Annotated in this window: 12 protein-coding genes; 4 read left to right on the top strand and 8 right to left on the bottom strand. The window is 61.0% G+C overall.

Translation table 11 applies throughout. From position 1 onward, the window contains the following. Positions 1-44: 44 nt before the first annotated feature. The 3 genes from cgtA to rplU form a co-directional block, all read right to left on the bottom strand. On the bottom strand, positions 45-1,211 hold the full coding sequence (cgtA, locus tag FCL40_RS14165; RefSeq protein WP_136853952.1) for an Obg family GTPase CgtA: 1,167 nt from the start codon (positions 1,209-1,211) through the stop codon (positions 45-47). Between the two features lie 125 nt (positions 1,212-1,336). Continuing rightward, a complete protein-coding gene (rpmA, locus tag FCL40_RS14160) occupies positions 1,337-1,594 on the bottom strand; it encodes a 50S ribosomal protein L27 (RefSeq protein WP_136853951.1) in 258 nt (85 codons plus the stop codon). A gap of 17 nt (positions 1,595-1,611) precedes the next feature. After that, positions 1,612-1,923 carry a 50S ribosomal protein L21 gene (gene rplU / locus FCL40_RS14155; RefSeq protein WP_028109698.1) on the bottom strand — a complete coding sequence of 104 codons (312 nt, stop codon included), beginning with the start codon at positions 1,921-1,923 and terminating at the stop codon, positions 1,612-1,614. Positions 1,924-2,200: 277 nt separating this feature from the next. Between rplU and ispB the strand changes: the two genes are divergently transcribed. Further along, positions 2,201-3,169, top strand: coding sequence for an octaprenyl diphosphate synthase (gene ispB, locus FCL40_RS14150; protein ID WP_136853950.1), 969 nt, complete (start codon positions 2,201-2,203; stop codon positions 3,167-3,169). Between the two features lie 62 nt (positions 3,170-3,231). Here ispB and mdh read toward each other — a convergent pair whose 3' ends face one another. After that, positions 3,232-4,170, bottom strand: a complete 939-nt coding sequence (mdh, locus tag FCL40_RS14145) for a malate dehydrogenase (RefSeq protein WP_136853949.1) — start codon at positions 4,168-4,170, stop codon at positions 3,232-3,234. Positions 4,171-4,382: 212 nt separating this feature from the next. Between mdh and argR the strand changes: the two genes are divergently transcribed. Further along, positions 4,383-4,853 (top strand): transcriptional regulator ArgR, encoded by a 471-nt coding sequence (argR, locus tag FCL40_RS14140; protein ID WP_028109695.1) that lies wholly within the window; start codon positions 4,383-4,385, stop codon positions 4,851-4,853. 55 nt (positions 4,854-4,908) lie between these two features. Here the strand turns inward: argR and FCL40_RS14135 are convergent, their stop codons facing one another. From FCL40_RS14135 to nrfA, 4 genes are all read right to left on the bottom strand, one after another. Continuing rightward, positions 4,909-5,835 (bottom strand): Dyp-type peroxidase, encoded by a 927-nt coding sequence (locus FCL40_RS14135; protein WP_136853948.1) that lies wholly within the window; start codon positions 5,833-5,835, stop codon positions 4,909-4,911. 234 nt (positions 5,836-6,069) lie between these two features. Beyond that, a complete protein-coding gene (locus FCL40_RS14130) occupies positions 6,070-7,320 on the bottom strand; it encodes an ammonium transporter (protein WP_136853947.1) in 1,251 nt (416 codons plus the stop codon). A 13-nt stretch (positions 7,321-7,333) separates the two neighbouring features. Beyond that, positions 7,334-7,672: a P-II family nitrogen regulator gene (gene glnK / locus FCL40_RS14125; protein ID WP_136853946.1), complete on the bottom strand. Its 339-nt coding sequence runs from the start codon at positions 7,670-7,672 to the stop codon at positions 7,334-7,336. 224 nt (positions 7,673-7,896) lie between these two features. Continuing rightward, positions 7,897-9,246, bottom strand: a complete 1,350-nt coding sequence (gene nrfA / locus FCL40_RS14120) for an ammonia-forming cytochrome c nitrite reductase (RefSeq protein ID WP_136853997.1) — start codon at positions 9,244-9,246, stop codon at positions 7,897-7,899. A gap of 152 nt (positions 9,247-9,398) precedes the next feature. Between nrfA and narQ the strand changes: the two genes are divergently transcribed. Both narQ and FCL40_RS14110 read left to right on the top strand, forming a co-directional pair. Next, positions 9,399-11,099, top strand: coding sequence for a nitrate/nitrite two-component system sensor histidine kinase NarQ (narQ, locus tag FCL40_RS14115; protein ID WP_136853945.1), 1,701 nt, complete (start codon positions 9,399-9,401; stop codon positions 11,097-11,099). Further along, positions 11,092-11,715, top strand: a complete 624-nt coding sequence (locus tag FCL40_RS14110; protein ID WP_136853944.1) for a response regulator — start codon at positions 11,092-11,094, stop codon at positions 11,713-11,715. Before narQ ends, FCL40_RS14110 begins: the two co-directional genes overlap by 8 nt. The last annotated feature ends 9 nt before the right edge of the window (positions 11,716-11,724 follow it).

Genomic DNA, 11,724 nt, shown 5'->3' with positions numbered 1-11,724 from the left:
GCTCAACAAAAAGGGGCACGAAGCCCCCTTTTTCACTCTATGGATTAACGCTGGTACACCACTTCGACGTCGTAGTCGTCGTCGTCCCAGTCATCCCAGTCGTCGTCATCCTCGTCGACCACGGCCTGATCCATCTGCTCCTTGTGGTGGTGCTCCCACTTGAACTCCACCTCCTCCTCGGCACTCTGCTGCTGCTCCTCACGGGGCATGTCTCGCAGCAGGGTCATCAGCTCCTGGATAAGGTCATCGGTGCCGGTGCGGGACAGGGCACTGATGGTGCGCACCTGCCCCTGCCACTCCAGGCCGTCGACGATGCGCTGAACCAGCTCATCTCTCTCCTCATCCAGCACCAGGTCCAGCTTGTTCAGCACCAGGATTCTGGGTTTGGCCGCCAGCTTGGGGGAGTAGGTTTCCAGCTCCTTGATGATCGCCTTGGCGCCATCGACCGGATCGCTCCCGTCGATGGGGGCCACGTCCACCAGGTGCACCAGGGCACGGCATCGCTCCAGATGCTTGAGGAAGCGCACCCCCAGGCCGGCACCGTCGGCGGCGCCCTCGATCAGACCGGGAATGTCCGCCACCACGAAGCTCTCGGAGGCGTTGGCTCGCACCACGCCCAGGTTGGGCACCAGGGTGGTGAAGGGGTAGTCGGCCACCTTGGGCTTGGCGGCGGACACCGCCCGGATAAAGGTGGACTTGCCGGCGTTGGGCAGGCCCAGCATCCCAACATCCGCCAGCAGCAGCAGCTCCAGCTTCAGCTCACGATGCTCACCCGGGGTGCCCAGGGTCTTCTGCCTCGGAGTGCGGTTCACCGAACTCTTGAACCTGGTGTTGCCCAGGCCATGGTAGCCGCCCTTGGCCACCAGCAGTTTCTGGCCATGCTTGGTCAGATCGCCGATCAGCTCCTGGGTATCGGCGTCCACGGCACGGGTGCCCACGGGGACCGACAGGATCTTGTCTTCACCGCGCTTGCCGGTGCAGTTGGCGCTGGCGCCGTTGGAGCCCCGGGTGGCGCGGTGACAGCGTTCGAAACGATAGTCGATGAGGGTGTTCAGGTTCTCATCGGCGATCAGGTACACATCGCCGCCATCACCGCCGTCGCCGCCGTCCGGTCCCCCCTTGGGGATGTACTTCTCACGGCGGAAACTCACCACGCCGCTGCCGCCGTCTCCGGCTTCAACCCGGATCAGCACCTCATCTACAAATTTCATCGCTCAAACCCGTCAGGAAAACAGCTAATAGTATACCAAGGATGGGATCACCTGGGATCGGCCTCCCCCCTTGGACGCAAAAAGCCCCGCCGATGGCGGGGCTTGCAGATCGTTCGGTGAACGAATTACTCGGCAACGATGCTCACGAATTTACGGTTTTGCTTGCCTTTCACTTCGAACTTCACCTTGCCGTTCGCGGTGGCGAACAGAGTGTGATCGCGGCCTACGCCTACGTTGTCACCGGCGTGGAACTTGGTGCCACGCTGACGAACGATGATGTTGCCTGCCAGTACAGACTCGCCGCCGAAGCGCTTAACACCAAGGCGTTTGCTTTCTGAATCACGGCCGTTACGAGTAGAACCGCCAGCTTTTTTGTGTGCCATTTCTCGTTACTCCGTAATTAGGCGTTGATGCCAGTAATCTTAACTTCAGTGAACCACTGACGGTGGCCCATCTGCTTACGGTGGTGCTTGCGACGACGGAACTTGACGATCTTAACCTTGTCGCCACGACCGTGGGTCACAACCTCGGCAACAATCTTGCCGCCATCTACGTAAGGAACACCTACCTTTACGTCTTCGCCATTAGCAACCAGAAGAACTTTATCGAACTCGATGGTGCTGCCGGTTTCAACGTCTAGCTTCTCCAGACGAACAGTCTGGCCTTCGCTAACACGGTGTTGCTTACCACCACTTTGGAAAACCGCGTACATAGTAAAAACTCCGCTTCACACGCCGACCGCGCTTAGATTGGGGTCAGGGTGTGGCTTAAAACTTGTTGACAATGGCCGGGCATTCTACGCCAAGGACACAAAACAGGCAAGACCCACGATAAAAAAGATCGCGAAAGGATCGGGCCGAATTGAGTAGCACCTCAATCATTAGGCAAATGCGGCTGTTATGCGCGTGGAATTTGGGTAGAATTCGCTTCCATACTGTGCACATTATACTTACAGCTGCCGAGTTTGGCAGCCTACAGCCGGATATATTATGGACCTGAACGCCATCCGTGACTTGGCCGACCACAACATGAAGTTGGTCAACCAGATGATCTATGAGCAACTCCACTCCGATGTTGTCCTGATCAACCAGCTCTCCTTCTACATCATCAACGGTGGCGGGAAACGGATGAGGCCCCTGCTGACGCTGCTGGCCGCCCAGTCGGTCGGCTATCAGGGGGAGAACCATATCCGTCTGGCTGCCATCATCGAGTTTATCCACACCTCCACCCTGCTCCACGACGACGTGGTGGACGAGTCCACCATGCGCCGCGGCCGTGAGACCGCCAACGCCCTGTTTGGCAACCAGGCCAGCGTGCTGGTGGGCGACTTCCTCTACACCCGCTCCTTCCAGATGATGACCGACATGCGCAACCACCGTGTGCTGGAGGGGCTGGCGGAGGCCACCAACGTGCTGGCCGAGGGGGAAGTGATGCAGCTGATGAACTGCAACGATCCCGACACCACCGAAGAGAGCTACATGCAGGTGATCTACTGCAAGACCGCCAAGCTGTTCGAAGCCGCCACCGGGCTGGCAGCGGTGGTGGCCGATCAGGAAGAGACCATCGTCAAAGCCCTCTCCGACTACGGCCGCTTCCTGGGTACCGCCTTCCAGCTGGTGGACGATGTACTGGATTACACCGCCGAGGCGGATGAGTTGGGCAAGAACATTGGCGACGATCTGGCGGAGGGCAAACCCACCCTGCCGCTGATCTACACCATGGCCCAGGGCAGCGAGGAGGAACGGCAGCTGATCCGGGCCGCCATCGAGAACGGCGGCACCGAGGAGATCGATCCCATCCTGGCCGCCCTTCACCGTTGCGGCGCCCTGGAGTACACCATGGAGCGGGCCCACCAGGAGTCGGACAAGGCGATTGCCGCCCTGGCGCCCCTGCCCGCCAGCGACGCCAAGACCGCCCTGGAGTCCCTGGCGCGCATCGCCGTCGACCGCCGCAGTTAACAGTTTGTACGGCAGGATCAAGAAAGGCCCCGTCGGGGCCTTTCTGCTATCGGTCCGGCGGCTTAGCCGTTGACGAAGGCCACGCCCTTGTCGATGTCCGCCGCCAGGGTCTCCATCATGTCGTCCAGGGCCTTCTGCTCGAAGGCGCTCAGGGCGCCGTAGTTCTGCACCTCGACCACGCCCTTGGTGCCCAGAAGCACCGGCTGGGCGAAGAAGCGGCTGTGCTCACCACTGCCCTCCACGTAGGCACACTCCACCACGCCCTGCTCCCCCTGAAGGGCACGCACCAGGGAGGTACCGAAGCGGCAGGCCGCCTGGGCCATGGAGAGGGTGGCGCTGCCGCCACCGGCCTTGGCTTCCACCACCTCGGTGCCGGCGTTCTGGATGCGCTGGGTCAGGGAGGCGATCTCCTCGTCGGAGAAGGTGACCCCCTCGACCTGGGACAGCAGCGGCAGGATGGTCACGCCGCTGTGACCGCCAATCACCTTGACCTTCACCTGCTCGGGCTCCAGCCCTTTGGCTTCCGCCACGAAGGTCTCGGAGCGGATCACATCCAGGGTGGTCACGCCGAACAGGCGGCGCTTGTCGTAGACGCCGGCGTTTTTCAGCACTTCGGCAGCGATGGCCACCGTGGTGTTCACCGGGTTGGTGATCACCCCGATGCAGGCCTGGGGCGCCACTTCGGCGACCTTGCCCACCAGGTTGCGGATGATGCCGGCATTGACATTGAACAGGTCAGCACGATCCATGCCGGGCTTGCGGGCCACACCGGCGGAGATCAGCACCACGTCGGCCCCTTCCAGGGCGGGAGTGGGATCCTCACCGGCGTAACCCTTGGCGTTCACGGCGGTGGGGATATGACTGATGTCCACGGCCACGCCAGGGGTCACCGGGGCGATATCATACAGAGCCAGATCGCTGCCCTTGGGCAGGTTCAGTTTCAACAGAAGAGCCAGAGCCTGGCCAATCCCGCCGGCCGCGCCGAGTACTGCTACTTTCATGGTGTTCTCCATCTATCCTTTGATGTGACATGGATCGCGTTTGGATGTCTGCGCTCACCATACCCAAACACGGGTTTAAAGGCAATTTTACCAATCTCTTATTGACCCTTAACCCGGGCTCTGCTCCACTTGCTCCTCAGGGCCTGTTGTTGCCTATCCCGCGGCAAAGGGGCAAAATATAAATAACTCTCTAGAAACAACGAGCTGCCAGAATGAAGTCGACCCGCAATCAGGATGAGCTAATCCGCGTGTTCAAATCCCTGCTGAAAGAGGAGCGTTTCGGCTCCCAGGGGGAGATCGTCAACGCCCTGCAGGCTGCCGGATTCAGCACCATCAACCAGTCCAAGGTGTCACGCATGCTGAGCAAGTTCGGCGCCGTCCGTACCCGCAACGCCAAGCAGGAGATGGTCTACTGCCTGCCGGCGGAGCTGGGGGTGCCCACCGCCACCAGCCCGCTGAAGAATTTGGTGCTGGACGTGGACCATAACGGCGCCATGATCGTGGTGAAGGCCAGCCCGGGTGCCGCCCAACTGATCGCCCGCCTGCTGGACTCCATCGGCAAGCCCGAGGGGATCCTCGGCACCATCGCCGGTGACGATACCATCTTTATTGCCCCGACCAAGGCGGACAACATCGACAAGGCGCTGCAGACGGTCAAGGACCTGTTCAACTACAAGGGCTGACCCGAGTAGAGAAAGAGCTGACAAGGCCCGCTTCCGGCGGGCCTTGTTGATCGGGTCAATCCCGTTCGGCGGCGCACTCCATGAAGTCCAGTGACGGGGCGAAGAACGCCGCCCCGGTTACCGCCTGGGTGAAGTTGAGCAGATGGTCGTAGTGACCCTGGCCATCGCCATGGATCATCGACTTCAGTTGGGCTTCGAAATGGACCGGAGTCCGGCAGCAACTGATGAAGAACAGCCCCTGCTCCTTCATGGTGCCGTAAGGCATGCTCTGGCGCAGGATCTCCATGGAGTTGCCCTGCTCATCCTTCAGGTTGGTACGTTTGATGTGGCAGGTCAGCGGCTTGTCCTGGCCGACGTACTCGATGTTCTCCACCTTGGTACGGCCAATGGTGTCCTCCTGCTGTTTCAGGCTGATGCCGTTCCAGCGGTCCATATTGTGCTGGTAGCGCTGGACGTGGATGTAGCTGCCGCCCCGGAACGCCTCATCCTCTCCGCCCACCAGGGCCACCTCGCGGCGGTGCACACCCTGGGGGTTTTCGGTGCCATCCACGAAGCCGGTCAGATCGCGGTTGTCCAGGTACCGGAAGCTTCGCACCTCCTCCACCAGTTGCACCAGCCCGGTGAGGCGATGACACACCTCCATGGCCGCCACATGGTTGATGTCGACCCGGTCGGAGCGGATGTGGATGAACAGGTCCACCGGCTGCACCGGCGCCTTACGGTCCTCCTGTTCGAAGCTGGGGAAGGGGCGAAGATTGGCGGGACGGGCTTCCGGATAGAGGGTGTCCCAGTAGTTGGCCCCCACGGCCACAAATCCATTGAAGGCGCTGTCCGCATTCTGATCCACCGAGGCCTGCAGCCAGGCGGCGATCTCCGCCAGCACCCCTCTCAGGGCCGGCTCCGCCTGCTCCTCCGCGTTAAACAGCAGATACAACCCGTGAAGGTTGCCCTCTGCACACACCCCTGCTTGTTCCCGAGGCATAGCGCTCCCTGTGTCTGTGGTCATGATGACTCCGAACTCCGATTAGATTACAAAATACCCGGCGATCACCGCCGGTGCAATCGCCGCCCGTCAGTCTGCCCTAAGCCGGTGACACAGATCTTGCTCTGCCTCATGCCTTCAACGAAAATGATTAAAGATCAATCACTCACAAAAAAGCGCCCTCCGATGGAGGGCGCAACTGCAGTAGAGAGAGTTGTTGTTATTGTTATGGAGTCAGTTCGCTCCCTTGACGGTGACAAACTCAGGGTAGGCATCGATGCCACAATCCGCAGTGTCCATACCACGGTACTCCTCCTCCTCGCTGACCCGGATCCCCATGGTCTTCTTCAGCAGATACCACACCGCCAGGCTGGCCGCGAACACCCAGCCGAAGATCACCATGGCCCCCAGGGCCTGTGCCCCAAAACTGGCGTCACCGTTGGACAGAGGTACCGCCATCAAGCCGAACACGCCGCAAACACCGTGCACCGAGATGGCCCCCACCGGGTCGTCCAGCTTCACCTTATCCATGGCGACGATGGAGAACACCACCAGTCCCCCGGAAATCAGGCCAATGATGGCGGCCAGGGGCAGGGAGGGCGACAACGGATCGGCGGTGATCGCCACCAGGCCCGCCAGGGCGCCGTTGAGGATCATGGTGAGATCCGCCTTGCCCCACATCAGCTTGCACACCACCAGGGCGGCGATGGATCCGAAGGCCGCAGCGGAGTTGGTGTTGACGAAGATCTTGGCCACGGCGGTGGCGTTCTCGGCGTCGGACACCATCAACTGGGAGCCACCGTTGAAGCCGAACCAGCCCAGCCACAGGATGAAGGTTCCCAGGGTGGCCATCGGCATGTTGGATCCCGGAATGGGGTGGACGCTGCCATCGGCCCCATACTTGCCCTTACGGGCGCCTAAGAGGAGCACCCCGGCGATTGCTGCTGCCGCACCGGCCATGTGGACGATGCCGGATCCGGCGAAGTCCACAAATCCCAGCTCAGAAACAAAGCCACCCCCCCAGGTCCAATATCCCTCAACTGGATAGATGAAGCCGGTAAGGACAACAGCAAACGCCAGAAATGCCCACAATTTCATACGTTCCGCCACGGCACCGGACACGATGGACATGGCGGTAGCCACGAACACCACCTGGAAGAAGAAGTCAGACTCCAGGGCATGGTCGGCATCGGCCCCCTGGCTGCCAATCAGGCCACCCAGGCTGGGCAGCCAGCTCGCCTCGACATTGTCCACGTACATGATGTTGTAACCCACCAGCAGGTACATGGCACAGGCGATGGCGTACAGGCAGATGTTCTTGGTGAGGATCTCGGTGGTGTTCTTGGAGCGCACCAATCCCGCCTCCAGCATGGCGAACCCCGCCGCCATCCACATCACCAGGGCGCCGGACATCAGGAAGTAAAAGGTATCCAGGGCAAATCGCAGTTCAGACACCGTGGTGCCCAGCTTGGTTAACTCTTCCATCTCTCGTCCCCCTTTAAATCGCTTCCGCATCGAGCTCACCGGTACGAATCCGCACCGCCCGCTCGAGGTCATAAACAAAAATCTTGCCGTCGCCGATCTTGCCGGTGTGAGCCGCCTGGCTGATCACCTCGATCAGGTGATCCACCTTGTCGGCGGAGGTGGCGATCTCCAGCTTCACCTTGGGCAGGAAATCCACCTGGTATTCGGCCCCCCGATAGAGCTCGGTATGCCCCTTCTGGCGGCCGAACCCCTTGACCTCGGTCACCGTCAGCCCGTCGACCCCCAGGTCGGCGATCGCCTCCCGCACATCGTCCAGTTTGAACGGCTTGATAATGACGCTTACCAATTTCATCTTCCCAATCCCTCATCCAGTGCTGATGTGATACTCTCTACAAGCGGCGTGCCACTTTTTCTTTTTCTAAATAAAACATGAACTTATTTAAATACACCCCAGACAAAGTGACTGACCATGCACCATAGACCGCACACCTATGCGCCCCGCGCACCCTTTTGGTGCAGCAAAGGAGGCCACAAAAAAGCCCCGCTCAGGGCGGGGCTTGCGACAGGATCTGCCGGCTAGTCAGTCTTACCTGGGTAGTCCCTGTCCCACTGGGGCACCAGGGTCTCCTTGAAGGCCGCCTTGTCGGCACGGAGTTTATCCATATCCAGTCCGACCACCGCCTGGGCCTTGGCCTTGGTGGAGATGTCCGGCAACTGCACCTCGGCGGTGACCCCATTGGCGGCCAGGATCCGAGCCAGCATGGCACGGGCCTCGGCACTGCGCTCCAGGGAGGTGCCCAGCACCCGCATCGCCTCGGCCGGGTTGTGGGCATGCACCCCGTGGGACGCGATGGCGTAATCCCAGCGCCACTGGGCATGACGGATGGCGGTCAGGGCCCCCTTCATCTGTGCCTCGGTGGCCCCGGCATCCCAGGCCGCCCTCGCTTCGAAGTGAGCCTTGACCAATTGATCCTCAGCCTGAATCTTCAGGTCGGTGACCATCTTCTTGTAGTTGGCCACCACCTCCTGCAGCGCCTCCTTGCCCTGCTCATGACAACGGGCACAGGTGAACTCGAAGCGGTCGAAAGGGTTGCCCACGTTGTGGTCGGTAAACTTCTTGCCCTCGGCATTGGTCACCCGCGGCATGTGGCAATCGGTACAGGAGACATTGTTGCGGCCGTGGGGACCGGTGCGGGCCGTCTCGAATCCCGGATGCTGCGCCTTAAGCATCGGCGCCTTGGACAGGCCATGGGTCCAGTCCTTGAACTCCAGGGCATCGTAATAGGCCTCCATCGCCTCCACCGAGGTGCCGTTATCCCAGGGGAACTTCACCATCACGTCGGGTTTGGTGAAGTAGTACTCCACATGGCATTGGGCACAGACCATGGTCTGCTTGTCAGACTTTGAGGCACTCTGCCACTCCAGTCCGACCGTGGCCAGGCCGCGCTCGGCGAAGGGCACCGACAACCGAAGCTTGCCCTTGTTGGTGTGGCAGTTGCCACAGCCGATCTCGTTGGTGATCTGGTCACCCCGCTTGGCCCACTTGCCGTGGAAATACTCCTTTTCACCCAGGGTATCGATCAGTCTGGGCACATCGGGACTCTTGCAGGACCAGCAGGCCATCGGCATGGGGCCATCCTCCTTGCCGGTCGGGGCCCCGGTACGCAGGGTATTGCGCAGGTCGGTAATGGTGTAATGGTGGCCCCTGGCCTTGTTGTAATCCTTGGCAAAGCCGTATCCGGCCCAGAGCACCACCAGCCTGGGGTCCTCGGCCAGGGCGTCGACGATCTCCCGGCTCTGTTCGGTTTGCTGCCAGCTGGCGTACTGCTTGCTGAATTTGGCGAACTTACTGCTGTCCGCTTCGGTCACCTCTTTGGCGGTGGCCAGCGGCGCAGCCAGGCAGATCAGCGCCGCAATGAGTTTCATCCTGTTCACGATTGCGCTCCATTATTGCTGTTTTGGGTGGCCACCTAAGGATAGAGTACCTGGCCAATTTCGCCCGTTAATCATCCACTTCTCTTGTCATTTACCGAAGCTTGGCGATAGGCTTGCAGCAAACCTCGTCAACAGGGCCCGTCATGCGCCACAACAAAAGCCTCTCCACCACAGTGTTGTCACTGATTGTCAGCGTGATTTTCATCTTTGGCGGCCTGGCGGTCTTCTCGGTGATCACCCTGATGTACAGCGTGGACGACGCTAAGGCGATCAACGCCTCGGGCTCACTGCGGATGCGCTCCTATCAGCTGATCTTCCTGGCCAATTCCGGCAGTTCGGTGGTGGATCGCAAGATCGCCGAGTTCGAGGAGATCCTCTATTCGGACGAGTTGGGGAAAGCGCGCAGCTGGTACAACCCCGGCTCCACCCATGCCCAGTACGATCAGGTGATCGCCAGTTGGCATCAGATGAAACTGTATGCCATGAACGGCAACTCCCGCGCCTACGTCAACGAAGTGCGCCAGTTTGTCGATGAGATCGACATGCTGGTGGACATGCTGGAGAACCAGGCGGAGAAAAAGATCCTGTTGCTGCTGGCCACCCAGCTTCTGGGGCTGCTGACGGTGATGGCCATGGGGTTCCTGCTGATGCGGGCCGTGGGCAGACGGGTATTGCGCCCCCTGCACCAGTTGGAGGAGGCGGCCCTCTCCATCAGCCGCCGCAAGTTCACCCTGGATCTGCCCGAGAGTGAGTACCATGAGCTGCAGACCCTGAGCGACACCTTCAAGGAGACCGCCGCCGAACTGGAGGCGCTCTACAGCAACCTGGAGCAGCAGGTGGAGGAGAAGACCCGGGAACTGGAGCAGGCCAACGCTGGCCTGCTGTTCCTCTACCAGACCTCCCTGTGGTTCCATCGGGACCGCCTCGGCGCCGACTCCATGCTTCAGGCCCTGGAGCGGCTGCAGAAGCACACCGGCGCCCATGGGGTCACCCTCGCCATCGACGGGCGCAGCGACCTGACCATGGCCCTGGGGGATCCCAGCCGCAACAGCCCCATCTCCACCACCGAGCCCCTGGTGTTTGAGCACGAACGTCTGGGCACCCTGGCGCTGATCGGCCATCACCCCCTGCCGCCGCAGATGTTGCACAATTTTGCCATCATCGTCGCCCGGGCGGTGCTGCTGGACCGGGCCAGTCAACAGCGTGAGCGACTGACCCTTATGGAGGAGCGGGGCACCATCGCCCGGGAGCTGCACGACTCCATGGGCCAGGTGCTGGCCTACATGAAGATCCAGACCTCACTGCTGAAACGGGCCATTGCCGCCGGCAACCGGGAGCTGCGGGATCAGGCGATGGAGGAGATCGTCTCCGGCACCAACCAGGCCTACCAGCAGCTGCGTGAGCTGCTCTCCACCTTCCGCCTGACCATCTCGGAGCAGGATCTGCGTGCCAGCCTGGAACAGATGCTGGAGCAGCTGGAGGCACGCACCGAGAGCCAGTTGCTGCTCGACTACCACCTCAACACCCCCTCTCTCTCACCACAGCAGCATGTCCACCTGCTGCAACTGAGCCGGGAGGCGGTACTGAACGCCATCAAGCACTCCGGCGCCGACACCATCACCCTGAGTGCCCTCTCCACCGACGACGGCCGCATCGAGCTGAGCGTCTGCGACACCGGCGTAGGGATTGAAAACCTGAAAGAGAGAGAAAACCATTTCGGAATTGGTATCATGCACGAGCGCGCACGCAAGCTCGGAGGCGAACTGCAGTTTATCTCCAACTCCGGCGGCGGCCTGTGCGTGAAAGTGACCTTCAGACCACAAGAGGACGATAAGCATGAGTAAGCCCTGGAGCGTGATGGTCGTGGATGACCACCCCCTGCTGCGCAGAGGCATCTGTCAGTTGCTGACCCTGGACGAGCGCTACAACCTGTTCGCCGAAGTGGGCTCCGGGGTGGACGCCCTGGCGGCGGTCGCTGAGGATGAGCCGGATCTGATCCTGCTGGATCTGAACATGAAGGGGATGTCCGGCCTGGACACCCTCAACGCCCTGCGCCAGGAGGAGATCACCAGCCACATCGTCATCCTCACGGTCTCCGATGCCGCCGAGGACGTCCGCGCCCTGATCCAGGCCGGCGCCGACGGCTACCTGCTCAAGGACAGCGAGCCCGAACAGATCCTCGACCAGGTGGAGCAGGTGCTCACCGGCAGGCAGGTGATCACCGAGCGGCTGCAGGCCTACCTGCAGGGTTCAGCGGATGACAATGACAGCTGGTGGCAGGAGCTCACCCCCAGGGAGCAGGAGATTGCCCGGCTGATCGCCGAGGGGATGAGCAACAAACTGTTGGCGGAGAAACTGTTCATCAGCGAGGGCACGGTCAAGGTGCATGTGAAGAACCTGCTGAGGAAAACCGATTGCCGCTCCCGGGTGGAGCTGGCGGTGAAGGTACTGCAGAGGTAATTCGGCGAA

This window comes from Ferrimonas sediminicola (assembly GCF_005116715.1).
Lineage (GTDB): Bacteria > Pseudomonadota > Gammaproteobacteria > Enterobacterales > Shewanellaceae > Ferrimonas > Ferrimonas sediminicola.
The sequence above is the reverse complement of the archived record's forward strand: the minus strand, read 5'-3'. Positions and strand labels throughout refer to the sequence as shown.